The sequence below is a fragment of the Roseovarius sp. CAU 1744 genome, from assembly GCF_039839345.1.
GTDB lineage: Bacteria > Pseudomonadota > Alphaproteobacteria > Rhodobacterales > Rhodobacteraceae > Roseovarius.
In genome coordinates this window covers 313,556-339,325 of sequence record NZ_JBDOQV010000005.1, presented here as the reverse complement: position 1 = coordinate 339,325, position 25,770 = coordinate 313,556, and the positions used below count along the sequence as shown (strand labels likewise).

Sequence of the window (25,770 nt, the reverse complement as noted above, 5' to 3'; positions counted from 1 at the left end):
CACAGAATCCCCCTTTGGCCCACATAGAGTAGTGGAAATGCTGTGCGCTTCAAGCTATTGTGGTTTCCTGCTGTGTCTTGAGGAATCGATCCATGTCCCGTTTCGCCGCCCCGATCGCCGAACAGATCTGGAACATGAAATACCGCTACACGCCCTCGGACGGGGCGAATGGCGACCAGTCGGTCGAGGATAGCTGGCGGCGGATCGCGCGGGCGCTGGCGGTGGTTGAGGACAAGCCCGAGGCATGGGAAGACACGTTCTATGCCGCGCTGGAAGATTTCAAGTTCCTGCCCGCGGGGCGGATCACCTCGGGCGCGGGAACGGGCCGCGCGGTGACGCTGTTCAACTGTTTCGTGATGGGCACGATCCCCGACGACATGAGCGGGATTTTCGATGCCCTGCGCGAGGCGGCGCTGACCATGCAGCAGGGCGGCGGGATCGGCTATGATTTCAGCACCATCCGGCCCAAGGGGGCCGAGGTCAGGGGCGTCGGCGCCGATGCCAGCGGGCCGCTGAGTTTCATGGATGTCTGGGACGCGATGTGCCGCACGATCATGAGCGCCGGCAGCCGCCGCGGCGCGATGATGGCGACGATGCGCTGCGACCACCCGGATATCGAGGATTTCGTCGGCGCCAAGGCCGACGCGGCGCGGCTGAGGATGTTCAACCTCTCGGTTCTGATCACCGATGCGTTCATGGAGGCGGTCAGGGCCGATGGCCCGTGGGAGCTGCAATTCGGCGGCAAGGTCTATCACACGATTCAGGCGCGCGATCTGTGGAACCGGATCATGCAGGCGACCTATGATTTCGCCGAACCGGGCGTGATCTTCATCGACCGGATCAACCAGGCCAACAACCTGAACTATGTCGAGGAAATCGCCGCCACCAATCCCTGCGGCGAACAGCCCCTGCCGCCTTATGGCGCCTGTCTGCTGGGGTCGATCAACCTGGCGCGGCTGGTGTGGCATCCGTTCGAGGAGGGCGCGCATGTCTGCCAGACCGAGCTGAACGCGCTGGTCACCACCGCCGTGCGGATGATGGACAACACCGTCGATGCCTCGCGCTTTCCGCTCGAGGCGCAGGCGCGCGAGGCTGAGGCCAAGCGCCGGATCGGGCTGGGGGTCACGGGACTGGCTGATGCGCTTTTGATGCTGGGGCTGCGTTATGGCTCGGACGAGGCGGCGCGCCAGACGTCAGACTGGTTGCGCGCGATTGCCCGCGCCGCCTACCTGGCGTCGGTGGAGCTGGCTAAGGAAAAGGGCGCGTTCCCGCTGTTCGATGCCGAGCCTTACCTGGCCAGCGGCACGATGCAGGGGATGGACGAAGATGTGCGCGAGGCGGTGGCCGAACACGGTATCCGAAACGCGCTCCTGACCTCGATCGCGCCGACCGGGACGATCAGCCTTTATGCCGGCAATGTCAGCAGCGGCATCGAGCCGGTCTTTGCCTATTCCTACACCCGCAAGGTGCTGCAGAAGGACGGCAGCCGGACCGAGGAAGAGGTGGTGGATTACGCGGTGCAGCTTTACCGCGAGAAATTCGGCGACGCGGCCGAGCTGCCCGATTATTTCGTGAACGCCCAGACGCTGAGCCCGTCGGATCACGTCAAAATGCAGGCGGCGGCGCAGAAATGGGTGGATTCGAGCATCTCCAAGACCATTAACTGCCCCGAGGACATCTCTTTCGAGGCGTTCAAGGATGTCTATCTGCAGGCCTGGGACAGCGGCTGCAAGGGCTGCACGACCTATCGGCCGAATGATGTGACGGGGTCGGTGCTGAGTGTTTCGCAGCAAACTCAAGATCTGCCGAAACTTGAAACAGTTGCAGAGCGCTTGAAGTGGGCACAATCCAACTCTGGCTATGAGACTCAGAAAGCGGCTGCCGATGCTTTGGGAATTCAGCGAAGCCGTTATTCAAACTGGCTTGGAGGTGCTCAGGGTCTTTCGAAAGAGGGCGCCGAGACAGCCGCAAAAGTATTTGGCGTTCCAGCAGGTTGGTTGCTTTTTGGTGAGAAGAATAGCGAACCGGAAGTCTTGGCCTATGACTCAGAACCCCAGACCCCGCATGGTGACGTGATCTACATGTCCGACCCGCTGGACCGGCCCGAGGCGCTGGAGGGCAACACCTACAAGTTGAAATGGCCCGACAGCAACCATGCGATCTACATCACCGTCAATGACGTGGTGCTGAACGGCCACAGGCGGCCCTTCGAGGTGTTCATCAACTCCAAGAACATGGAGCATTTCGCCTGGACCGTGGCGCTCACGCGGATGATCTCGGCGGTGTTTCGGCGCGGCGGCGACGTGTCTTTCGTGGTCGAGGAGCTCAAGGCCGTGTTCGATCCGCGCGGCGGCGCGTGGATGCAGGGAAAATACGTGCCCTCCATCCTGGCGGCGATCGGCGGCATTCTAGAACAGCACATGATCCAGACCGGGTTTCTGGCGGGCGAGGGGATGGGGCTCAAGACCGACCCGAAGGCCGACGTGGTCAACCTGGGCGGCGCGCCGCGGGGCCCGGCCTGCCCGGCCTGCGGAGAGTTCGGGATGCGGATGGTCGAGGGGTGCATGACCTGCCCCAGCTGCGGCCATTCGAAATGCGCCTAGGGTCCGGGCGGCCAACCGGCGGTTCGGCCATTGCGGGATTGTCGGACAAAGGCGCGCTCGCGCGGTGATCCCTGGGCGGCTGGACGGGCAACCCGGGATCACCGCGCGGCGCAGCACACCGGAGGTCCGAAAGGGATGGTCATGCGCGTGCCCCGGCTACAGGACAGGAAAGGGCCTGGGCGCACATGCGTTCGGACGTCCCGGGGTCAGTATGCGTCGCTGAAACCGCGCTGTGCGATACGGCATGGGCAACCGGGCGTGGCGGTGTTGACGATTAGGAACCGGCATTGGACGGCAGTGTCCTGCGGCGGCATGAGGGTTTCGTGATGGACGATCCCGAGATGGTTGTCGCCATTGCCGGCAGCGGCGATGCCGGTGCAGGCGATCAGCGCCAATGCGCTGGCAAAAAGCGGGGGTCTTGTCATGGTGACGCTCCTGTTTCCCTGTCGGAATGCTGGAACGAAACTGCCGGTGGTGCGTGGCCGTTTGGGTCAGAAATTGCGGCGGAAAACGGGCGATTGCCCCACGATTTGAGATGAATTGTCATCGTGCTGTGACCGCGCCGGCTCGGAGGCCGCCTGCCAGGCGGGTGACTTGGCTTCGGCCGAGCTATTCCGGCGCCTTATTCCCAGCAACTGACCAGCACGGTCATGTCAGCCGCCTTGCGGGTCAGCGTTTCGGGGGCGATCTGGGCGATGCCCGATGTGCCCTCCGCGGTGACCCCGGCCTCGCCCAGGACTTTCTGAACTGTGTCCGCATTGGCGGCAAAGCTGACGCCCTCGGGCAGTTTGCGGCCGCCCTGCGGGTCAGGCAGGAGCATTCCCAGGACCGCGCCGCCCGCATCGACAACCGGCCCGCCGGCATCACCGTCGAGCGGCGCCAGCGTCAGCCTTTTCATGCTTTCTTCGCCGTTCAGCCCGCGCAGATCGGCCAACTGGCCAAAGGTCAGCGTGGGCGCGCCCAATATGCCGCCATAGGAATATCCGGCGACCGCCACCACTGATTGCAGGCGCGGCACGGCGCTCTGGAACTGGGCGATGGAAATCGGCGCCAGGCTCTCCTGGGGCCGCAGGACCGCGATGCCAAGTCCGGTGTTGCTGAAGGCGACCTCGGCGTCATGATCCTGATCTATCGTGATCCGGCCGCAGCTTTCGACCACGTCCGACGTGGTCACGACCGTGCCGGCATTGTCCACGAAAAAGCCCGAGCGCGTCATCAGCGGCTTGCGGACCTCCAGCCCCGCGACCAGATCGATGCTCTGGTCTTCGGCCGATCCGGCGGTCGGATCCAGCACCCCGTCAATCGCCTTGAAACTTGTCTGCATTTCATTCAGCAGCCGGGTGCGGCGTTCCTCATCCCCGGCGGGCCAGAGCAGGGTGAACCCCTTGATCTTGCCATCCTCCAGCCAGGCCTTGGTGTAAGTGATATTCAGCGCGCCTTCGCCGACCAGCGTAAAACCCTTGTCATCAATCATGCGCGGCCCCGTCTCGGGCACGATCTCGAGCGTCTGCATGATGTCGTACAGCCCCTGCAGCGTGGAAGTGTCGCCTTGCTGGCTGATGAGCAACACCTTGGCATCCACATCGCCGACCGGGTCGAAATGGGCAAAGGGCGGCTCGTACCGGGACAATTCGACAAGCTTCGTCGGAATCAGCATTTCGATGCCCATATTCGCATCGCGGACGGTATCCAGACCCAGCCCGTCAAGCACGGCGTTGTACTGGCGCAGAAGCTCGGCGCGCTGCCGGGTGGTCAGAACACCGGTGGGTTCGAAATTATTGGCTGCCTGCCAGTCCGACATCGAAGACCGCGTGCCACGCCCGAAGGCCGCGTCGATGCGCCCGTCATAGAACCCGGCCCATTTCAGCGCGACCTGCAGCGCGGCCCGTTCCTCGCGGCTGAGCAGGCGTTCACCGGCCCGCGCTTCGCGGACGGTTTCATCTGCATCTTCCGGTTCGGGCGCGGGGCTGGTTTCGGCCTCGCTCGTCACTCGGGCGTCGGGCTCCTGGGTTTGCGCGTCTGGTGTTTCCTCGGGGTCGGGGGTGGGCGCATTCAGCGCGGGGAGGTTCAGCACATTGGCCCCCACCGGCCAGAATTGCTGCCGGTAATCCGAGCTATAGGCGATGTAGCTGTCGCGCGGTATTGCCCGCTCGGCCCGATACACCTGCAGCACCTGCGCGGCGTCCTCGGGGGTGTAGGGCCCGAGGGCAATGGCGTACCAGCCGCCGGGAATCGTGAACCCGTTGACATCCTGCAACTCCGCCGCGTAGCGGCGAATACTCTGCTGTGCCCGGGCCAGGCTGGGCTGTGCCTCGATCTGCACCCAGGCCAGGCCCTGACCTTGCGAATATGCCGCCGGAGCTGCCAAACCCATGACAAACACGACCGCGAAGAAAATGCGCGCCATACCTCACCCTTGCTCTTGCCCGGAACGTCCTGTTCACATCACTCGAAGCCTTTTAGCAAATCTGTCGGCAAGCGCACCCAAAATATGCGTCCGCGCGCAATTGACGCTGTTGAAACGGGGCCGTAGGTAAGGGCGGCAATTTCAGGGGTTCGCCCGAAGGAACAGCCATGACCGAAGCGACAGGCAAACCGCGCAGTTTTCAGGAGATCATCCTGCGGCTTCAGACCTATTGGGCGGGGCAGGGCTGTGCGGTGATGCAACCTTATGACATGGAGGTGGGCGCCGGTACCTTTCACCCGGCCACCACGCTGCGCTCGCTGGGCTCGCGTCCCTGGGCGGCGGCCTATGTCCAGCCCTCGCGCCGCCCGACCGACGGGCGTTATGGCGAAAACCCCAACCGCCTGCAGCACTATTACCAGTACCAGGTGCTGATCAAACCCAGCCCGCCCGAGCTGCAGGAGCTCTATCTTGGCTCGCTCAGGGCCATCGGCATCGACATGGCCCTGCATGACATCCGTTTTGTCGAGGATGACTGGGAAAGCCCGACGCTGGGCGCCTGGGGCCTGGGCTGGGAGGTCTGGTGCGACGGGATGGAAGTCAGCCAGTTCACCTATTTCCAGCAGGTCGGCGGGCATGACTGCCACCCGGTCTCGGGCGAGCTGACCTATGGGCTGGAACGGCTGGCGATGTATGTGCTGGGCATCGACCACGTGATGGACATGCCGTTCAACGACCCCGATGCGCCGATCGCGCTCAGCTATGGCGACGTGTTCCGCCAGACCGAGCAGGAATATTCGCGCTGGAATTTCGACGTGGCCAACACGCAGGTTCTGCTCGACCAGTTCAAGGAGGCCGAGGCCGAATGCGAGGCGATCCTGAACCAGCCGCAGGACGACCCGAAGACCGGCCAGCGTATCATCATGGCCCACCCGGCCTATGACCAATGCATCAAGGCCAGCCACCTGTTTAACCTGCTGGATGCGCGCGGCGTGATCTCGGTCACCGAACGGCAGGCCTATATCGGCCGAGTCCGCGCGCTGGCCAAGAAATGCGCTGACGCTTTCGTCCAGACCGAGGCCGGGGGCGCGGCGGCGTGACCGGTAAAATCCTTGGGGTGGCGATCGTGATTACGGCATTGGTGGCCGGGGCGGCCATGTATTACCTTCAGGTCTATCATTTCTATGATGAGGTCGCGGCGACCGGCACCGATGACGTAAAGATGGTCTCGCTGGTCACGGGCCAGCCCGAGCCGGTGCTCTATGACGACTTCCAGGCCATCGACGCCTCCAGCTCGCCCATTCGTTACCGGGCGTGTTTCTCCACCACCATGTCTACGGCCATGCTGACGGAAACCTATGAGCTCTACGAGGCGGCCGAGCCGTTGACCGCCCCGGACTGGTTCGACTGTTTCGATGCCGCGGCGCTGGGCGCCGAACTGGAAGACGGCACCGCGCTGGCCTTTCTGGGCCAGAGAGACGTGCAATACGGCATCGACCGCATCGTTGCTGTCACCGATGCCGGGCGCGGCTATGTCTGGCACCAGATCAACGATTGCGGCGAGGTTGTCTTTGACGGTAAACCCGCCCCCGACCATTGCCCCGAACCGCCCAAAGGTTACTGACCGACATGCCTGATCTTCTGATCGAACTCTTCTCCGAGGAAATCCCCGCCCGGATGCAGGCCCGCGCCGCGGCCGATCTGCAATCGCGCATGACCGATGGCCTGGTCGAGGCCGGGCTGACCTATGCCGGCGCGGCGGCGTTTTCCACGCCCCGCCGCCTGACGCTGACGGTGCAGGGCCTGCTGGCCGAAAGCCCGACGGTCAGGGAAGAGCGCAAGGGCCCGCGCGTCGATGCGCCGGAAAAGGCGATCGAGGGGTTCCTGCGCGGGGCGGGCGTCAGCCGCAATGATCTGGAAGTGCGCGACGAGAAGAAGGGCCAGGTCTATTTTGCCACCATCACCAGGCCGGGCCGTCCCGCCGCCGATATCGTGGCCGAGACCCTGGAAGGGGTGATCCGCAACTTTCCCTGGCCCAAGTCGATGCGCTGGGGCGCGGGCAGCCTGCGCTGGGTGCGGCCATTGCATTCGATCCTCTGCATCCTCACCGACGATGCGGGCGAGGCGCGGACCGTGCCGCTGGAGCTTGACGGGATCAGCGCGGGCAACACCACCCGCGGGCATCGCTTCCTCGCGCCGGACAGTTTCACCGTTAGCTCCTTCGATGACTACGCGGCCAAGCTCAAGCGCGCGCATGTGGTGCTGGACCCGGCCGAGCGTGCCGATCACATCTGGCAGGACGCCACCAACCAGGCCTTTGCCGCCGGGCTGGAGGTGGTCGAGGACAAGGGGCTGCTGGCCGAGGTCGCCGGGCTGGTTGAATGGCCCGTGGTGCTGATGGGCACGATCGACGCCGAATTCCTCGACCTGCCGCCCGAGGTGCTGCAGACCTCGATGAAGGAGCATCAGAAGTTCTTTTCCGTGAAGAACCCGAAAACCGGCCGGATCGAACGGTTCATCACCGTCGCCAACACCCAGACCGCCGATAATGGCACGACCATCCTTCAGGGCAACCAGAAGGTGCTGTCGGCCCGGCTGGCGGATGCGAAATTCTTCTGGGAGAATGATCTGCGGGTGGCAAAGGACCAGCAGATGCAGCCCTGGCTGGAAAGCCTGAAAAACGTCACCTTTCACAACAAGCTTGGGAGCCAGGCCGAACGGATCGACCGGATCGCCGCGCTGGCCCGCGAAATCGCGCCCGTTGTCGGCGCCGATCCCGACCTGGCTGAGCAGGCGGCGCGGATCGCCAAGGCCGATCTCAATTCCGAAATGGTCTATGAATTCCCCGAGCTTCAGGGGCTGATGGGCCGCTATTATGCGCAGGCCGCCGGGATGCCTGCCGAGGTTGCCGCCGCCGCCCAAGAGCACTACTCGCCGCTTGGCCCCTCGGACGACGTGCCCACCGCGCCGGTCTCGGTCGCCGTGGCGCTGGCCGATAAGCTCGACACGCTCACCGGCTTCTGGGCCATCGACGAAAAACCCACCGGCTCCAAAGACCCGTTTGCGCTGCGGCGCGCGGCGTTGGGAGTTATTAGGCAGGTGCTGGAGAGCAATTTATCCACAAAGCTGAAAAAACTATTCCAAAATGCGCTTTGGGAAATCGTCAAGACGTTGGCGGATAGTCAAAGAACCGCAATAGTTACTAATCATGAAGATGGAAGCAGATCAATTCTTAGAAAACGCGAGCAAGATTTGCTGGAAGGAGAAGGCTTCAAATTCGCGCGTTCAGAACTCCGAGAAGCATTTGAAGAAGGGACAGTTGGCTTTCTCGATTCCAAAGGCCTTGAGATAACTGGTGAGGTCGGGAAGCCAATTGAAATTGCCAGCAGCCTTCTGGTCTTCTTCCACGACCGCCTCAAGGTCTATCTGCGCGATCAGGGTATTCGCCATGACGTGATCGACGCCTGTATCGCGATGGACGGAAATGACGATCTGACTCTGCTGGTCAAACGCGCCACGGCACTTTCCGATTTCCTCAAGACCGATGACGGCGGGAACCTGTTGCAGGGGTTCAAGCGCGCCAACAACATCCTCACCCAGGCCGAGGAGAAGGACGGGGTTGAATACAGCTACGGCGCGGATGTGAAATTTGCTGAGACCGACACGGAAAAGGCGCTGTTCAAGGCGCTGGACACGGGTGAACCGGCGATCGAAAAGGCGCTGGAGGCCGAGGATTTTGCCGGGGCGATGGGGGCGATGGCCGCCCTGCGCGCGCCGATTGACGGGTTTTTCGACGACGTCCAGGTCAATACTGACAACGATATCCTGCGCCGCAACCGCCTGAACCTCTTGTCGCGTATCCGGCAAATCTGCCTGCAGGCCGCCGATCTGACCCGGATCGAGGGCTGAGGCCGGGGCAGGGCGCAGCGTCATATATCCGTTACACTTGCCTTGTGTCGCAACCTGACTATGCTGCATCAACAGCATGAAGGTGCCGCAGTGCAGCAAAAAGACCCGCATATCACCCTGATCACGCCGGATGCGCCGGTGGCGGCCGAAACCCATGGCGGGCGGGCGAAATGCCTTCAGCGCCTGGTGCGGCTGGATTTGCCGGTGCCGTGCACCGTGGCGCTGTCGTTTTCCGCGGTGCACGGCATCGCCGCCGGTGAGATGCCCGACATGAAGGCGCTGCTGGCGCCGTTCGGCGACGCGCCGCTGCTTTGCGTGCGGCCATCCTCGGAAGATCCCGATTGGGGCGGGCCGGGGGCCATTCTGAATATCGGCATAAATGCCGCGCTTTATGCGCAGCTTTCAGATACCATCGGCAAGACCGCGGCGGCCACGCTCTACCTGCGGTTCGTCCAGTCCTATGCGATCCATGTGGCGCGGCTGGACCCGGATATGTTCGACGACGTATCGGACGATCCGGTCAAGGGGCTGCGCGAGGCGCTGCATGCCTACACCGAGGAAACCGACGAGGAATTTCCCCAGAATCCGGCGGTGCAGCTAGCCGAGGTTCTGCGCTCGATGGCGCGGGCCTGGGAAGGGACGACCGCGCGGCTCTTGCGGCAGGCCAAGGGGGCGCCCGCCGATGCGGGGCTGGGCCTGGTGGTGCAGGCGCTGGCGCTTGGGCTGGGCAAAGGCGAATGCGGCTCGGGTGTGATGCAGCTGGTCAACAGCCAGACCGGCGAGCGCAAGATCACCGGGCGGTACCTTTCGCAATCGCAGGGCCGCGAGGCGCTGACCGCCAATGGCAACGCGATCTACTTGACCCGCGATCCGCGCGGTCCGTCGCTGGAGGATCAGGCGCCGGAAGCGTTCGAGGAACTGAGGAAGTATACCGACCTGATGCGCACCCGTCTGCGCGAGGAGATGCAGGCCGAATTCACCATCGAGAACGGCAAGGTTTTCCTGCTGGACGGGGTGCGCGTGGCCCGCAATGCGCGTGCGGCGGTGGCCATTGCCGTGGCGCTGGCCGAGGACGGGATCATCGCCCGCGAAGAGGCGCTGATGCGGGTCGAGCCGCGTGCGCTGAACGAACTTCTGCACCGCCAGGTCGACCCGGAGGCGACACGCGATGTCTTGGCGAAGGGCATCGGCGCAAGCCCCGGCGCCGCGGCTGGGGCCATCGTGTTCGATGCTGCCGAGGCGCAGGCCTATGCCGCGCGGGGCGAGGCCTGCATCCTGGTGCGGCGCGAAACCAGCCCCGAGGATATTCGCGGGATGCACGCCGCCGTAGCGGTGCTGACCGAGCGGGGCGGGATCACCAGCCATGCGGCGGTGATCGGCCGCGGTATCGGCCTGCCCTGTGTGGTCGGCGCGTCCGAGATCCGGTTCCAGCCGCGCAAGCGACAGCTGACCTTTCCTGATGGGCGGGTTTTGAAAGAGGGCGAGATTCTTACCCTCAACGGTAGCAATGGCGAGGTTCTGGCCGGCGAGACGCCGCTGTTGGAATCCGCCCGTGATGATGCGCTGAAAAAGCTGATGAACTGGGCGGACGACGCACGCGATATCTCCGTGCGGGCCAATGCCGATACGCCGGCGGATGCCGATCTGGCGCACGGGTTCAAGGCGCAGGGGATCGGCCTGTGCCGGACCGAGCACATGTTCTTTGAAGAAGATCGCCTGACCGCCATGCGTGAAATGATCTTTGCCGATGGCAGCGCCGACCGGTCCGCCGCGCTGGAGCTGCTGTTGCCGATGCAGCGTGCGGATTTCATCGGTCTGTTCCGCATCATGCAGGGCAAGCCGGTCTGTATCCGTCTGTTCGATCCGCCCCTGCACGAATTCCTGCCGAATGACCGCGCCGGCCATCTGCAGCTGGCCGAGGCGCTGGACCTGCCGCTGTCCACGGTCACCCGCCGGGTCGAGGCCCTTGGGGAATATAATCCGATGCTGGGGATGCGGGGCGTGCGGCTGGGCGTGACGGTGCCCGAGATCTATGACATGCAGGCCCGCGCCATCTTCGAAGCCACGATCGAGGCGAGCCACGAAGGTGATCCGGTCGTGCCGGAGATCATGATCCCGCTGGTGTCGGCCCGGCGCGAGGTCGAGATCGTCAAGACCCGTATCGACGCCGTCGCCGCCGCCGTCCGCAACGAGACCGGGCAGGAATTCCGGTATCGGCTGGGGGTCATGGTCGAAACCCCGCGCGCGGCACTTCGGGCGGCGGAAATCGCACCCCTGGTGGAATTCCTGAGCTTTGGCACCAATGACCTGACGCAGATGACCTATGGGCTGTCACGCGATGACGCGGGCCGGTTCATGTCGGATTACGTCAAGCAGGGGGTCTATCCCGAAGACCCGTTTCACACGCTGGATATCGATGGCGTGGGCGAGCTGTTGCAGATCGGGATCGACCGCGCGCGGGCGGCGAACCCCAAGGTGGTCATGTCGATCTGCGGCGAACATGGCGGCAATCCCGAATCGATTGCCTTTTGCCGGAATGCAGGTTTTGATTACGTTTCCTGCTCACCGTTCCGGGTGCCGGTGGCGCGACTTGCTGCCGCACAACTGGCGGTCCAAAGCAAGATCGGATAGCAAACCTAGGGGTTTGCGCAATATAAGAAACGCTTCAACCCCGTTCTCTTTCCAAAAGTTGCGATGCGCAAGAAACCGCTGCCGCGCCGGGTAGACGCGCAGACAGGAATTCGTTAATCGCCCCGGATGCTTTGGGGTCCAAACCCTGCTGAGCACGGAGTGAAGTCGATGTTAAGGACATTTCTGGCCATTTTTATGGCAATGTCGTCGGGGGCGATTGCCGAAGCACCTGCCGCAGATCAGGCGGATGGCCTGCGTGCGTCTGGCCGTGACTATACGGTCGAGCGTCTGGCGACAAACATGTTTTTCCAGGATGACAAGATTGGGTACAGCCGCGCATGGATTGATGCCCAGCCCGCCGTCAAGGGCGGGGATGAATGGGCGTGCCTGGCCGAGGCGCTCTATTTCGAGGCCCGCGGTGAAAGCGTCAAGGGGCAGTTTGCCGTGGCTGAGGTGATTCTGAACCGGGTGGACAGTCCGCGATTCCCGGACAGTGTCTGCGCCGTGGTGAACCAGGGAACCGGGCGCAAATACCAGTGCCAGTTCACCTATACCTGCGATGGTCACAAGGAGATCATCAACGAACCGCGCGCTTTTCAGCGTGTCGGCAAGGTCGCCAAGCTGATGGTCAGCGGCGCGCCCCGCCAACTGACCGATGGGGCAACCTATTACCATACCCGTGCGGTCAGCCCGCGTTGGTCGCGCAAGTTTGCCCGTACGACCTCGATCGGCGAGCACCATTTCTATCGCCCGCAGACCCGCGTGTCGCTCAACTGACCTATTCAGCCCGGCGCAGAGAAGTTACGTGATCGCAAGCAATTGCGGACACGTTTCACTTGGCCGCACTTCCATCGGGGCTCGGCTGCGCTAAGGTAAGGGTCATGCCCTATGAGTGGACGACATTCTCGGACCCGGTCCCGCAGACGCGCCTGACGCTGTGGCCGCATCGGTCATTGCCGCGGCGCGGGTTCGCCGCCTTTATCCTGGGCACCTTCACATTGATCACACTTCCGCTCTATCCGCTGCTTGGGACCGCCGTGCTGTGGGGGCTGCTGCCCTTCCTGCTGCTGGCGGTGGCGGGGTTGTGGTGGGCGCTGGAACGGTCTTATCGGGATGCCCGGATGCGCGAAGAACTGACGATCAGCGAGACCGAGGCGCACCTGGTGCGGACAGACCCCAAGGGCAAACGCCAGGAGTGGCGCTGCAACCGCTACTGGGCGCGCATCCGGATGCACCCGACCGGGGGCCCCGTGGACCATTACCTGACCCTCAAAGGCAGCGACCGGGAGGTCGAGATCGGTGCGTTCCTGTCCGAAGATGAGCGCAAGGTGCTCTATGGCGAGATCGCCGACGCCCTGCGCCCGGCGCAGGCTTCGTGACTGTCCGGGGACAGTGGCCAGGCTCCGGGCGGTGCTGGCGGCTCAGCCCTTCTGGCAGAGCTTGTCCTTGACCTTCTGGCCAACCACGCCGAAATCCATCTGTCCGGTGTAGTTTTCCTTGAGTACGCCCATGATCTTGCCCATGTCGCGGATCGAACTTGCGCCCAGATCGTCGATCGCCTTGTCGATGGCGGCGTCTGTTTCCGCGTCATCCATCTGACGGGGCAGGAATTCTTCGATGACCGTGATCTCGCCGCGCTCCCTTTCGGCCAGGTCCAGCCGTCCGCCTTCCTCGTAGGCGTTGGCGCTTTCCTTGCGCTGCTTGGTCATCTTTCCAAGGATCGCAAGGATTTCGGCATCGCCGATCTGACCGTCGCCATCGGCGCCGCGCAGGGCAATCTCCTGATCCTTGATGGCGGCGTTGATCAGCCGCAGCGTGGTCAGGCGATCTGCCGCCTTGTCCTTCATCGCCTGTTTCAGGGCCGAGTTGACGCGTTCGCGCATGTCCATGCCGTTCCATCCCCATGGTTGGTCCCAAGTCATTCACACTATCCATAACCCGGCTAAGAGGCAACCACCTCTCACGCCACGTAACTCCTTATTTTTCTGGCGTTGCGTCGGGTATCTTCGGCCTTGACCCTTGGCAGGCAGACCCTTAGTTTCGCGCCAATTTGCACATCCGGAGAATCCCGCCATGGCGCACGCCCCGCAGCCACATCCGACCGCCTGTCTTGCCCTTGCGGACGGGACATTGTTCTATGGGCGTGGATTTGGCGCAACCGGCGAAACCACGGCCGAGCTTTGCTTCAACACCGCGATGACCGGCTATCAGGAGATCATGACCGATCCTTCCTATGCGGGGCAGATCGTCACCTTCACCTTTCCCCATATCGGCAATACCGGGGTTAACCCCGACGATGACGAAACCGCCGACCCGGTCGCGGCGGGGATGGTGGTGAAATGGGATCCGACCCAGCCAAGCAACTGGCGTGCAACGGAAAACCTGTCGGACTGGCTGGCGCGGCGCGGCCGTGTCGCGATCGGCGGCGTGGATACCCGCCGTCTGACCCGGGCGATCCGGCATCAGGGGGCGCCGCACGTGGCGTTGGCCCATGATCCGGAGGGCAATTTCGATACCAAGGCGCTGGTCGAGAAGGCCCGCGGCTTTGCCGGACTGGAAGGGGTGGACCTGGCCAGAGAGGTCACCTGCGCGCAATCCTATCGCTGGGATGAGATGCGGTGGGCCTGGCCCGACGGCTATACCCGGCAGAAGGCCCCCAAGCACAAGGTCGTCGCCATAGATTACGGCGCCAAGCGCAATATCCTGCGCTGCCTGGCAAGCGCCGGGTGCGAAGTGACCGTTTTGCCCGCGACCGCCACGGCGGAGGAGGTTCTGGCGCATGACCCCGACGGCGTGTTCCTGTCCAACGGGCCGGGCGACCCGGCGGCGACGGGCGAATATGCGGTGCCGATGATCCGGCGTATCCTGGACAAGGACCTGCCGGTGTTCGGCATCTGCCTGGGTCATCAGATGCTGGCGCTGGCGCTTGGCGCCAAGACGATCAAGATGAATCACGGCCACCACGGCGCCAACCACCCGGTCAAGGAGGTCGAAACCGGCAAGGTCGAGATCACCTCGATGAACCACGGATTTGCGGTCGACAGCCAGACCCTGCCGAAAGGGGTTGTTGAAACCCATGTCTCGCTCTTTGACGGGTCGAACTGTGGCATCCGGATGAAGGACCGGCCGGTATTTTCCGTCCAGCACCACCCCGAGGCAAGCCCCGGCCCGCAGGACAGCTTTTACCTGTTTGAACGCTTTGCTGCGTCAATGAACTGAGTTTTTCGAAACTTTTTGAGTTTCTGTTAACCTGTTGTTTACGCATCATTAACCTACGTGAAGGAAACTCCTCGCCAGTTTTGCCGGTGAGGAGTATTTTATGGGTATTTCAGAACTGCGACAGCTGGACACGCAGTCGCTGAAGGTTGCCGGCCCGCGCAACTCACTGGAAAGTGATCTTGTGTCGGCCGGCGCTATCACGCAATCCGATGCCGCGCTGGCGCAGCTTGTCGCGCGCCATTGTGACACGTCGTTGAACCGTATCCTGCGGGCCGAGGGGCTGGCGTCGGAAAACGACCTGCTGGACATTCACGCCAAGCGCATCGCCAGCCAGCGGCTTGATGCCCGGCAGCTGAATGAGACTACGCCGCGCAATACGGAGATGGACGCAAAAAGCCTTCTGAAACATGGCATTATGCCATTCTCCGACAAGCGGGGCAGGGCCGCTGTTGCGGTCAGCGACCCCGATGCTTTTCGCGCCCTGACACCGGATTTGCCGGTGGAGGTCGCCAGCGCGAAGCTGTTCGTCGGCCCCCGTGACGCGATCCAGGATACTGTTGCCAGGCGCAATCGGGAAACCCTGACCCAGGCGGCACAGGCGCGGGTACCGGCGATCGAAAGCTGCCGCAGCTGGGGCAACACTTTTGGCAAGAGGCTGACCGCCACGTTGGCCTTTCTGACCGCGCTCGCGGGGGTCACGCTGGCGTTTCCCACCGCCGTTTTCGGGGGATTCGTTTTATGGGCCGTGTTTACCCTCGTGGTTGCCGCCGCGTTAAAGACTTCGGCCTTCGTCGCCAGCGTCACAAACCGCGATGCCCCCGAAGAGGTTAACAAACCCAACCAGCGTCTGCCCAAGGTGTCGATCCTGGTGCCGCTCTTTCGCGAGACGGAAATTGCCCATGCCCTGATCGCGCGGCTCACGCGCCTGACCTATCCCAAGTGCCTTCTGGACGTGATCCTGGTGATGGAAGAGGAGGACGAAACCACACGCAAGACCCTGGCCGGGATCGACCTGCCGCCGTGGATCCGGCCGGTGATCGTGCCCGATGGTGCACCCCGCACCAAGCCACGCGCGATGAACTACGCGCTGGATTTCTGCGAGGGAGACATCATCGGGATATTCGATGCCGAAGATGCGCCGGATCCGGATCAGATCACAATCGTCGCCCGCCGGTTCCAGACCGCACCGCCGGATGTCGTCTGCCTGCAGGGTATTCTGGATTACTACAACCCGCGGCAGAACTGGCTGGCGCGCTGTTTCACCATCGAATACGCCACCTGGTTCCGCCTAATGCTGCCGGGCCTCGCGCGCCTGGGCTTTGCGATCCCGCTGGGCGGGACGACGCTTTATTTCCGCCGTGACGTGCTGGAGGAACTGGGCGGGTGGGATGCCCATAACGTGACCGAAGACGCCGATCTGGGTTTCCGGCTGGCGCGGCACGGCTATCGCACCGAGATGATCGACACCGTGACCGAGGAAGAGGCGAACTGCCGGCCCTGGCCGTGGATCAAGCAGCGCTCGCGCTGGCTCAAGGGCTACATGACAACCTACCTGGTGCACATGCGGCGGCCGGGATTGCTCTATCGTCAGCTTGGGGCGTGGAAATTCCTGGGATTCCAGGCGCATTTTCTGACGGCGCTGTCACAATTCATCCTGGCGCCATTCCTGTGGTCCTTCTGGCTGATCCTTCTGGGCTACGGGCATCCGCTTGAATCGGTGGTGCCGCGATCCGCCCTGATGGCGCTGGGCAGCATGTTCCTGATTGTCGAGGTGTTGAACATCGCCATCCACGTCACCGCCGTCTCGGGGCGCGGGCACAAGCACCTGATGGCCTGGGCCCCGACCATGCATTTCTATTCCCCGCTTGGCGCTATCGCCGCCTACAAGGCGCTCTACGAGCTTGTTCTGAAACCGTTTTTCTGGGACAAGACGGCGCATGGCCTGTCGCTGGCGGCGATCCGCCCACCGCCCTCAGACGACCGAGTCGACTTCGCCGGAATCGAGCTTGAGCCGCGTCACGAACGCTTTTGAGATATGCGCCCTGAGCGCGTCGGCCGCCGCCTGCGGGTTGCGTTCGGCAATCGCGTCCACCAGCGCCTGGTGCTCGTTCAGCGCATCCTCGTCGCGGCCGACAGCCGCCAGCGATGTGGTCGCCATCAGCGCCATCGACTGATGCACCAGCCCCAGCTGCTGCACCAGAAACCGGTTATGCGAGGCCAGGTGGATCTGCTTGTGAAACCGCCGGTTGGCCCGCGCCATCGCCGTGGGGTTGCCGATCAGGCTGCGGTCATCCGCAACCATGTCCTGCAACACGCGGATCTCTTCCTCGGTTGCGTGGCGCGCCGCAAGGTTGGCCGCCAGCGCCTCCAGCTCGGCCCGCACGACATATAATTCGGCCAGTTGATTGTGATCCAGCGAGGACACGATCAGACTGCGCCCGTCGCGGGTCAGCAGGGATTGCGTTTCCAGACGCTGCAGGGCTTCGCGGATGGGGGTGCGCGAGACGCCGAACCGCTCTGCCAGATCGCTTTCGACCAGCCGGTCGCCGGGCTTGTAGGTGCCCATGTCGATCGCTTCGAGGATCAGCGTATAGGCGTCTTTCTGCGGCGTTTTCATCGGATGCGGGTCCATGTTCTTCGTCGCCGAGACCCTAGCCGCGCTTTGGGTCGGCAATCAAGCCTTGGTGATTGCGCCCGTTGACGGGCGGACGTAGGTTGCGACTCATGCCAAAGCAGCATTTCAGCCATATCGACACCTGGGTCTTTGACCTCGACAACACGCTTTACCCGCCCGAGGCGCGGCTGTTCGACCAGATCGAAGTACGGATGACGCAATATGTGATGGAAACGCTTGGCGTGGACCAGGCCGAGGCTGACGGACTGCGGAGCAAGTACTGGCGCGAGCATGGCACGACGCTGGCCGGGCTGATGAGCGAACATGGCATCGACCCGGATCCGTACCTGGTGCAGGTGCACGAGATCTCGCTGGACCATCTTCAGCCTGATGCCGATCTTTATGCCCGGATACGCGACCTGCCGGGGCGCAAGATCGTCTATACCAATGGCAGCGCGCCCTATGCCGAGCGGGTGATTGCGCAGCGCGGCCTTTCGGGCGCGTTCGACGCGATTTACGGGGTCGAACATGCGGGCTTCCTGCCGAAGCCGCAGCAAGCGGCCTTTGACGCGGTATTTGCCCGCGACGGGGTGGCGCCGCGCCGCGCCGCGATGTTCGAGGACGACGCGCGCAACCTGATGGCGCCACACGCGATGGGGATGCGCACCGTGCATGTGGCGCCCAGGGCGGAAAGGTTGGATCACATCCACCACCACACCGATGACCTGAGCGATTTCCTGGGACGGCTGCTGTGACAGGCTGCCGCTTGGAAACCCCGCCATTCCTACCCTATTTCAGAAGCAGGAGGGCAGGACGATGACTGGTTTCGATTATGATATCGTTGTGTCGGGCGGTGGTGTCGCGGGGCTGACCGCGGCCTGCGTCTTTGGCGCGGCCGGTTTCACGGTGCTCTGCCTTGACCCGGCGCCGCCGATCACCGATCGAGACGCGGCCGGGTCCGACCTGCGCACAACCGCGTTCTTGCAGCCGGCACAGGCGCTGCTGGACCGGGCGGGATTGTGGCCACGCCTGGCGCCGCACGCCGCCGAACTGCAGGTCATGCGCATCGTCGATGCCGGCGGCGAATTGGCCGAGCCGCGCCTCACACGGGAATTCGATGCGGCCGATATCTCGGACAGGCCCTTCGGCTGGAACCTGCCCAACTGGCTTTTGCGGCGCGAAATGGTCGCCCGGCTGCAGGAGTTGCCCGGTGTCACCTTCCGGCCCGGCACCGGCACGGCCTCTCTTTTTACCCGCGAGGGAGAGGCACGCGTGGGCCTCAGCGACGGGACGCGCGTGCGCTGCCGTCTGGTCATCGCCGCGGACGGGCGCGATTCCCCCATGCGCGAATCTGCGGGAATCGGCGTGAAAACAACCCATTACGGGCAAAAGGCGCTGGCGTTCGCCGTCACCCACGCGATCCCGCATGACAATGTCTCGACCGAGATCCACCGCTCGGGCGGGCCGTTCACATTGGTGCCTCTGCCGGATCACGGGGGGCGGCCATCGTCGGCCGTGGTCTGGATGGAGGAAGGGACCGAGGTGCAGCGCCTTGCCGCCTTGCCACGGCCGGAATTCGAGGCGGCGATGAACGACCGTTCCTGCCTGCTTTTCGGGCCGCTGACCCTGGCCTCGCGCCGGACCGCCTGGCCGATCATCAGCCGGATTGCGACGCAGCTTTATGCCGAGCGGGTGGCGCTGGTGGCCGAGGCCGCGCATGTGGTGCCGCCCATCGGGGCACAGGGGTTGAACATGTCCCTGGGTGATCTTCGGGTGTTGCTGGAGCTGGCCGAGGCCGCGCCCGACCGGCTGGGTGACTTGCGGATGCTGGAAACCTATCACCGGCACCGCCATCTGGAGATACGCACACGGGTTGCGGGCATCGACCTGCTCAACCGCGCGTCGATGATGCGGGCCCAGCCCCTGCGCGATCTGCGCGCGATGGGGCTGAACGCGATCTATTCACTGGCCCCGGTACGCAAGACGATCATGCAACTGGGGCTGGGTGCGCGCGGCTAAAGCACCTTGTCGAAGACGTCTTCGAGCCGTTTGATCGCGGCGGGCACGTCATAAAGCTTGTCAAGGCCGAACAGCCCCAGCCGGAAGGTACGGAACCCTTCGGGCTCGTTGCATTGCAGCGGCACCCCAGCGGCGATCTGCATGCCTTCGGCTGCGAATTTCTTGCCGTTCTGGATGTCGGGATCGTCGGTATAGCTGACCACGACGCCCGGTGCGCCGAAACCCTCGGCCGCAACCGATTTCACACCGCGTTCCGCCAGCATTGACCGCACGCCGTTTCCCAGTTCCCATTGCGCCTCGCGCAGCTTTTCAAAGCCGTAGTCGCGGGTTTCGACCATCGTGTCGCGGAAGGCGCGAAGCGCGTCGGTGGGCATGGTCGCGTGATAGGCATGGCCGCCGTTTTCATAGGCCTGCATGATCGAATGCCATTTCTTCAGGTCCATGGCGAAGCTGTTGGACTGGGTTTTTTCCATCCGTTGCACGGCCCGGTCCGACATCATCACCAGGCCCGCCGAGGGGGACGCCGACCAGCCCTTTTGCGGGGCCGAGATCAGCACATCGACGCCGGTGGCCTTCATGTCGATCCAGGCACAGCCCGAGGCGATGCAGTCCAGCACCATCAGCGCACACACCTCATGCGCCGCCCCGGCCAGCGCGGTCACGTAATCATCGGGCAGGATCAGCCCGGCAGAGGTTTCGACATGCGGGGCAAAGACGACATCCGGCTTCAACTCGCGGATCTTGGCGGTGACTTCCTCGATCGGGGCGGGGGCAAAGGGCTCTTGCACACCATTGCCGGACTGGCGGGCCATGCAGACGGTGGTGTCGGCGGTGAACTGGCCGGCATCGAAGATCTGTGTCCAGCGGTAGGAGAACCAGCCATTGCGCACGATCAGCGCGTGGGCATCGGCGCCGAACTGGCGGGCGACGGCCTCCATCCCGTAGCTGCCGCCGCCGGGGATCAGGGCGACCGCATCGGCATTGTAGACTTGCCTGAGCATCCCCGAAATGTCGCGCATCACCTGCTGAAAGCCGGCCGACATGTGGTTGAGAGAGCGGTCAGTGAAGACTACCGAATATTCCAGCAATCCGTCGGGGTCGATATGATCAAGAAGGGCGGTCATGGCGGGGTCTCCGTGTCAGATGGTCTGGATCCCGCATATCAGAACGCGGTTTCCGTGACACCCGGAAAAGCCAACGGCACCGCTGAAGATTTCGACATCTCACCCAATCGGGCCGGGGCGGCGTTCCTCGCTGAGAAGCACGTTTGCCTCAACATCACCTACGCCAGGCAACGTCATGATTCTACGCCTTAAAACACGCTCAAAGTCCGGGATATCGCGGGCCACGACGCGCAGCCGGTAATCATAGACGCCCAGGATATGCTCGACGGTCTGAACTTCGGGGATGGCAGAGACGGCGCGTTCGAAATCCTCCAGGCTGACGCGCCCCTTGGTGGCCAGCTTGATGCCCAGAAAGACGGTGACGCCGAAGCCCAGCTTTTCGTGGTCCAGATCCAGCCGCTGGCCCTTGATCGCCCCGCTGTCATGCAGCCTGCGGATACGCCGCCAGGTGGCGGGTTGCGACAGGCCAAGCTTGCGCCCGAGGGCACTGGCCGACTGGGTGGCATCCTCGCTGAGCGCGCGCAGGATCAGGCGGTCGGTCGTATCCAGCTCGATCATAGTGGCAGCGCCTCGTCCGACTTGATGCGCGCGACATGCATCAGCGCCTCGATATCGGCGATGTGGGGCAGGGTCAGGATGGCGCTGCGATAGATCTGCTGGTAATGCGCCATGTCGCGGGCAATGACCGACAGACGCACATCGACGCGGCCCAGAAAGGTCTGGATTTCAATGACATCGGGGACGTCGCGCGCAGCGGCCATGAACTCGTCGAAGGCCCGTGGCTGGGTCTTGTCGAGGGTGACCCGCAAGGAGACCTCGACCTCGTAGCCGAGCGCACGCCAGTCGATCACCGCGCGGTTGGCACGGATGAACCCCGCCTGTGTCATGCGTTCCAGACGTCTTGTGCAGGTCGCCGGTGTGACGCCCGCCAGCTCTGCCAGCTCGGACGGGCCGATGGTGGCATCGTGCTGATAGTGCCTGAGAATGCGCCGGTCGGTATCGTCGAGCATAAAAATTTACCGTTATGATGAATGTGAGAATAGATATTACAAGAAACCGGAAATGAAAATAGCTTTTGCACGGAATATCGCGGCAGATCGGATAAGTTGGCGCCAAGGAAATCAACCAAGGAGAACGTCATGCGCGTCTACTATGATCGCGATTGCGACATCAACCTCATCAAGGACAAGAAAGTGGCCATTCTGGGCTATGGCTCCCAGGGCCACGCCCACGCGCTGAACCTGCGCGATTCGGGCGCGAAGAACCTTGTGGTCGCGCTACGCGAAGGCTCGGCCAGCGCGAAGAAGGCCGAAGGCGAAGGGCTGAAGGTCATGGGCATCGCCGAGGCGGCGGCCTGGTGCGACCTCATCATGTTCACCATGCCCGACGAACTGCAGGCCGAAACCTACAAGAAATACGTGCATGACAATATCAAACCCGGCGCGGCGATTGCCTTTGCCCACGGTCTGAACGTGCATTTCGGCCTGATCGAGCCCAAGGAAGGCGTCGACGTGATCATGATGGCGCCCAAGGGCCCCGGCCACACGGTGCGCGGCGAATATGTCAAGGGCGGCGGTGTGCCCTGCCTGGTGGCTGTTGACCGGGATGCGTCGGGCAAGGCGCTGGAAATCGGCCTCAGCTATTGTTCGGCCATCGGCGGCGGACGGTCGGGAATCATCGAAACTAACTTCCGCGAGGAATGCGAAACCGACCTCTTCGGCGAGCAGGCGGTGCTGTGCGGCGGTTTGGTAGAACTGATCCGCTGCGGTTTCGAAACCCTGGTCGAGGCAGGCTACGCGCCCGAGATGGCCTATTTCGAATGTCTGCACGAGGTGAAGCTGATCGTCGACCTGATCTATGAAGGCGGCATCGCCAACATGAACTACTCGATCTCGAACACGGCCGAATACGGCGAATATGTCAGCGGCCCGCGGGTCATCCCCTACGAGCAGACCAAGAAAGAGATGAAGGCCATCCTGAACGACATTCAGAAGGGCGCCTTTGTGCGTGATTTCATGCAGGAAAATGCCGTTGGGCAACCTTTCTTCAAGGGCACGCGCCGGGTGAATGACGAGCACCAGATCGAAGAGGTCGGCCGCAACCTGCGTGCGATGATGCCGTGGATTTCCGCCGGCAAGCTGGTGGATCAGGAAAAGAACTGACCGGACGGTCAAAATTCATGACGAATTGCATTGACCCCGGCCAGTGGCTGGGGTCTTTACGTTTGAGAATTGCGAGCTGAATCATGACCCCCATCAATCCGATCAACTGGCTGAAACTTGTCGTGCTTGGTGCGATCTGGGGCGCGTCCTTCATGTTTGTCACCGTGGCGCTGACCGGCGTCGGGCCGCTGACCCTGGTGGCATTGCGGCTGACGCTGGGGGCGGTGCTGCTGGTGGTGCTCTGCGGGGTCAGGGGGATCGGGCTGCCGTCCCTGCGGCAGGAGAACGGCGGCAGGATCTGGGTATTTGCCATCATCATGGGGCTGTTTTCCAACGTCATCCCATTTTCGCTGCTGTCCTGGGCGCAATTGTCGGTCGCGTCGGGCTTTGCCGGGGTCTGCATGGCGGTTGTGCCATTGCTGGTCCTGCCGCTGGCACATGTTTTCGTCCCCGGCGAGAGGATGGTGCTCAGGCGGTTGATCGGCTTTCTGATCGGATCGGCGGGGGTGATCGTGCTGATCGGGAAATCCGCCTTTGTTTCGACAGGTAACGATCTGGAATCATTGGCAAGGATTGCCTGCGTTGCAGCGGCGGGATGTTATTCGATCGGGGCCATCGCCACGCGGCTCTGCCCGAAGGTCAACATGCTGTCCCTGTCCGCCGCCGCCCTGAGCGTGGCAAGCGTGGTGTCAATTCCGCTGGCGCTGGCGTACGAGGGGGTGCCGTCGGACGTGAACACCAAGGCGCTGCTGGCGCTGCTCTATCTTGGGCTGCTGCCCACGGGCGTGGCGCAACTGCTGCTGACCCAGGTCATCCGCGATGCCGGCCCGGTCTTCATGAGCCTGGTCAATTACCAGGTGCCGCTCTGGTCGGTGTTCCTGGGGGCGCTGGTGCTGGCCGAACCTTTGCCGCCCAGCCTGCTGGTGGGGATGGCAATGATCCTCAGCGGTGTCGCCCTGAGCCAGCTGGGCGCGCTCAGGCGGCTGTTCGGGCGCGGATGAGCTCTGCTCATTCCGCCGCGCACTCTCACACGAAACGAAGGTCTTGGTACCTATACCCGCAGGCGGGCTACCCCGGTGCCATGCCGCCAGTCGCCGCACGCCACAGCTTGAGCGCGGCGGCGGTCTCGGCCACGTCATGGATGCGCAGCAACTGGATGCCCTGCGCGACACCGGCCAGCGCCACGGCGAGCGATCCGGGAACACGTTCGGCGGCGTCATCGACACCGCTGAGATCACCGATGAAGCGTTTGCGCGACGCCCCCAGCAGGACCGGGCAGCCCAAGCCGTGAAAAAGCGACAGGTTCTGCAAAAGGATCAGGTTATGCGCGCGGGTCTTGCCGAAGCCGATGCCGGGATCGACGATGATGCGTTCGCGCGGAATCCCGGCGGCGATCAGCGCCTCGACCCGCTCTGACAGCCAGTCGAAGATATCGAGCGCGGGATGGTCATAACGCGGATCGTTCTGCATGGTCTCGGGGCGGCCCTGCGCGTGCATGACGCAGACGGGCAGGGTGTGCCGGGCGCAGTAGGGCGCCAGCCTGTCGTCAAAGGTGAACCCGGCCACATCGTTGACCAGCGCGGCGCCGGCCTGATGCGCGGCCTCGGCGACCGGGGTCTTGCGGGTGTCGATGGAGATCGGCACAGCGCATTCGGCGTGGATCGCGGCGATGACGGGCGCCGTGCGGGCAATCTCGTGATCGACGGGGACCGGTTCGGCGCCGGGCCGCGTGGATTCGCCCCCGACGTCGATCATGTCCGCCCCCGCTGCGATCATCCTGCGGGTATGGGCGAGGGCCTGCTGGGGCGCATTGTGGCGGCCCCCGTCCGAGAAACTGTCGGGCGTGACGTTGAGAATGCCCATGAGGCGGGGCAGATCGAAGCGGAGCCCGCAAATCGAGGCGCGGGTGGCGGTGAGGCGGTCGCGCACCTCTCCGGGCAGTTGCGCGGCCGGCATGAGGCGCGCAGCCCCGTCACGGCTGATTGCCTCGACCGTGTCGAACCACGTCCACCCGCCGGCGAGCGACAGGGCATCCCCCGGGCGGGCGTGATCGGTTTGGGCGATGGGCCGGTAATAGATCATGAGAGGATGCGATGACTCATTCTGTGCCGCCTGTCGCTGCCTGTGGTTGCGGCCTCATAGGCCCGATTGCGCGATGTCCTGCACCAGCACGGGCACAGGCGATTGCGAGGGCGGGCGTTCACCGATCAGGAGCAGGTCCGACGCCTCGATATGGCCCGAGAACCACGCCGCCAGCGCCACCGGGTCATTCGGTCCCACGCTGGGCCCGTCGACCGCATCCAGCACGATCTTGGACGGCGCCCAGACGCTGATCTGGCCGTTCTTCATCGCCCAGTCGAGCTCGGTCCGGGTGTTGACCACGACGCAGCGGTCATCGCGCCCCGCCAGCACCCAGGCATTCTGTTCGATCGACAGCAGGTCAACCCGCCGCTGGGTCATCCGGTGCCCGGTCCTGGGGCTGTCGGTGCCGGGCAGGCCGACGCACAGAATGACGGGTTCGGCGCGCGCCTCGAGCTGGTCCAGCCATTGCGTGAGATTGGGCGATCTGATGGCGGTATTGGTCAGGAACACCACATGCGGGTGCGGGGTCGTGTCCGCGTGATGCGAGACCGGCTTGGTTGCCAGATCATCCACCGACCGGACGATCTCGACGCCAAGCGCCCCGGGGCCGCGATCCAGTTTCTCGATCCGCACGAAGGTGCGCACCGCCTGCGGTTCCAGCAGGATACGTTCGGCAATGCGCCCGGCAAGGGTTTCAAGCAGGTTCAGCCGTTCCTCGGCCAGTTCGGCGGCGATGGCCTCGGTCACGCGGTCATAGGACAGGATACGGTCGACATCATCATCGAGCGGGTCGCTGATCGGGCGCACCTCGACCACGACATTGAAGCAGATGCGCTGCGTGGTGCCGCGCTCGGCCTGGAAGGCGCCGATCTCGACCTCGACGATATGATCGCGCAACGAGATGCGGTCCAGCGGGCCCTCCGGCGCGGTGGCATCGGCGCGCTCGGCCGGATGTTCGAACGCCAGCCTGATTTCATTGCTCATCTTGCCGCTCCACTCATGG

At 63.5% G+C, this 25,770-nt stretch carries 22 protein-coding genes; 13 read left to right on the top strand and 9 right to left on the bottom strand.

Features of this window, described 5'->3' with window-relative positions:
* The first annotated feature begins 92 nt into the window (after positions 1–92).
* Positions 93–2,603, top strand: coding sequence for an adenosylcobalamin-dependent ribonucleoside-diphosphate reductase (locus AAFO92_RS12575; RefSeq protein ID WP_347535579.1), 2,511 nt, complete (start codon positions 93–95; stop codon positions 2,601–2,603).
* 206 nt (positions 2,604–2,809) lie between these two features.
* Here the strand turns inward: AAFO92_RS12575 and AAFO92_RS12570 are convergent, their stop codons facing one another.
* Positions 2,810–3,028 carry a hypothetical protein gene (locus AAFO92_RS12570; RefSeq protein WP_347535577.1) on the bottom strand — a complete coding sequence of 73 codons (219 nt, stop codon included), beginning with the start codon at positions 3,026–3,028 and terminating at the stop codon, positions 2,810–2,812.
* A 197-nt stretch (positions 3,029–3,225) separates the two neighbouring features.
* Positions 3,226–5,010, bottom strand: coding sequence for a serine protease (locus tag AAFO92_RS12565; RefSeq protein ID WP_347535574.1), 1,785 nt, complete (start codon positions 5,008–5,010; stop codon positions 3,226–3,228).
* Positions 5,011–5,177: 167 nt separating this feature from the next.
* On the opposite strand from AAFO92_RS12565, the gene AAFO92_RS12560 reads away from it, so the two are divergent.
* The 6 genes from AAFO92_RS12560 (at position 5,178) to AAFO92_RS12535 (ending at position 12,926) form a co-directional block, all read left to right on the top strand.
* Positions 5,178–6,107: a glycine--tRNA ligase subunit alpha gene (locus AAFO92_RS12560; protein ID WP_347535572.1), complete on the top strand. Its 930-nt coding sequence runs from the start codon at positions 5,178–5,180 to the stop codon at positions 6,105–6,107.
* Positions 6,108–6,163: 56 nt separating this feature from the next.
* Entirely contained in the window at positions 6,164–6,631 is a 468-nt protein-coding gene (locus AAFO92_RS12555; protein ID WP_347535687.1) for a DUF6446 family protein, read from the top strand.
* A gap of 5 nt (positions 6,632–6,636) precedes the next feature.
* Complete coding sequence (gene glyS / locus AAFO92_RS12550) at positions 6,637–8,916, top strand: glycine--tRNA ligase subunit beta (protein ID WP_347535570.1); 2,280 nt, start codon at positions 6,637–6,639, stop codon at positions 8,914–8,916.
* A gap of 60 nt (positions 8,917–8,976) precedes the next feature.
* Entirely contained in the window at positions 8,977–11,547 is a 2,571-nt protein-coding gene (locus tag AAFO92_RS12545) for a putative PEP-binding protein (protein WP_347535568.1), read from the top strand.
* A 168-nt stretch (positions 11,548–11,715) separates the two neighbouring features.
* Positions 11,716–12,324, top strand: a complete 609-nt coding sequence (locus AAFO92_RS12540) for a cell wall hydrolase (RefSeq protein ID WP_347535566.1) — start codon at positions 11,716–11,718, stop codon at positions 12,322–12,324.
* 104 nt (positions 12,325–12,428) lie between these two features.
* A complete protein-coding gene (locus tag AAFO92_RS12535; protein WP_347535564.1) occupies positions 12,429–12,926 on the top strand; it encodes a DUF2244 domain-containing protein in 498 nt (165 codons plus the stop codon).
* Positions 12,927–12,968: 42 nt separating this feature from the next.
* Here AAFO92_RS12535 and AAFO92_RS12530 read toward each other — a convergent pair whose 3' ends face one another.
* Positions 12,969–13,436 (bottom strand): GatB/YqeY domain-containing protein, encoded by a 468-nt coding sequence (locus AAFO92_RS12530; RefSeq protein ID WP_347535685.1) that lies wholly within the window; start codon positions 13,434–13,436, stop codon positions 12,969–12,971.
* Positions 13,437–13,620: 184 nt separating this feature from the next.
* Here AAFO92_RS12530 and carA point away from each other — a divergent pair, with 184 nt between their 5' ends.
* Together carA and AAFO92_RS12520 are read left to right on the top strand one after the other, a co-directional pair.
* A complete protein-coding gene (gene carA / locus AAFO92_RS12525) occupies positions 13,621–14,766 on the top strand; it encodes a glutamine-hydrolyzing carbamoyl-phosphate synthase small subunit (RefSeq protein WP_347535562.1) in 1,146 nt (381 codons plus the stop codon).
* Between the two features lie 100 nt (positions 14,767–14,866).
* A complete protein-coding gene (locus tag AAFO92_RS12520; RefSeq protein ID WP_347535560.1) occupies positions 14,867–16,798 on the top strand; it encodes a glycosyltransferase in 1,932 nt (643 codons plus the stop codon).
* Here AAFO92_RS12520 and AAFO92_RS12515 read toward each other — a convergent pair.
* Positions 16,739–17,383: a GntR family transcriptional regulator gene (locus AAFO92_RS12515; protein ID WP_347535558.1), complete on the bottom strand. Its 645-nt coding sequence runs from the start codon at positions 17,381–17,383 to the stop codon at positions 16,739–16,741. The genes AAFO92_RS12520 and AAFO92_RS12515 overlap by 60 nt on opposite strands.
* 107 nt (positions 17,384–17,490) lie before the next feature.
* Here AAFO92_RS12515 and AAFO92_RS12510 point away from each other — a divergent pair, with 107 nt between their 5' ends.
* Both AAFO92_RS12510 and AAFO92_RS12505 read left to right on the top strand, forming a co-directional pair.
* The gene (locus AAFO92_RS12510) at positions 17,491–18,135 is read left to right on the top strand and encodes a pyrimidine 5'-nucleotidase (protein ID WP_347535556.1); all 645 of its coding nucleotides are present in this window, start codon (positions 17,491–17,493) and stop codon (positions 18,133–18,135) included.
* Between the two features lie 61 nt (positions 18,136–18,196).
* Positions 18,197–19,399, top strand: coding sequence for a UbiH/UbiF family hydroxylase (locus AAFO92_RS12505; RefSeq protein ID WP_347535554.1), 1,203 nt, complete (start codon positions 18,197–18,199; stop codon positions 19,397–19,399).
* Here the strand turns inward: AAFO92_RS12505 and AAFO92_RS12500 are convergent.
* The 3 genes from AAFO92_RS12500 to AAFO92_RS12490 all read right to left on the bottom strand — a co-directional run bounded on the left by AAFO92_RS12500 (position 19,396) and on the right by AAFO92_RS12490 (position 21,533).
* A complete protein-coding gene (locus tag AAFO92_RS12500; protein WP_347535552.1) occupies positions 19,396–20,523 on the bottom strand; it encodes an aminotransferase class V-fold PLP-dependent enzyme in 1,128 nt (375 codons plus the stop codon). The two genes, AAFO92_RS12505 and AAFO92_RS12500, sit on opposite strands and share 4 nt — an antisense overlap.
* 99 nt (positions 20,524–20,622) lie before the next feature.
* Positions 20,623–21,081: an Lrp/AsnC family transcriptional regulator gene (locus tag AAFO92_RS12495; protein WP_347535550.1), complete on the bottom strand. Its 459-nt coding sequence runs from the start codon at positions 21,079–21,081 to the stop codon at positions 20,623–20,625.
* Entirely contained in the window at positions 21,078–21,533 is a 456-nt protein-coding gene (locus AAFO92_RS12490) for an Lrp/AsnC family transcriptional regulator (RefSeq protein ID WP_347535548.1), read from the bottom strand. Before AAFO92_RS12490 ends, AAFO92_RS12495 begins: the two co-directional genes overlap by 4 nt.
* 129 nt (positions 21,534–21,662) lie before the next feature.
* On the opposite strand from AAFO92_RS12490, the gene ilvC reads away from it, so the two are divergent.
* Positions 21,663–22,685 (top strand): ketol-acid reductoisomerase, encoded by a 1,023-nt coding sequence (ilvC, locus tag AAFO92_RS12485; RefSeq protein WP_347535546.1) that lies wholly within the window; start codon positions 21,663–21,665, stop codon positions 22,683–22,685.
* A gap of 83 nt (positions 22,686–22,768) precedes the next feature.
* Complete coding sequence (locus AAFO92_RS12480; protein ID WP_347535544.1) at positions 22,769–23,686, top strand: DMT family transporter; 918 nt, start codon at positions 22,769–22,771, stop codon at positions 23,684–23,686.
* A 67-nt stretch (positions 23,687–23,753) separates the two neighbouring features.
* On the opposite strand, the gene folP is transcribed toward AAFO92_RS12480, so the two are convergent.
* Positions 23,754–24,767 carry a dihydropteroate synthase gene (gene folP / locus AAFO92_RS12475; protein WP_347535542.1) on the bottom strand — a complete coding sequence of 338 codons (1,014 nt, stop codon included), beginning with the start codon at positions 24,765–24,767 and terminating at the stop codon, positions 23,754–23,756.
* Positions 24,768–24,821: 54 nt separating this feature from the next.
* A complete protein-coding gene (locus tag AAFO92_RS12470) occupies positions 24,822–25,751 on the bottom strand; it encodes a dihydroneopterin aldolase (RefSeq protein ID WP_347535540.1) in 930 nt (309 codons plus the stop codon).
* Between the last annotated feature and the right edge of the window lie 19 nt (positions 25,752–25,770).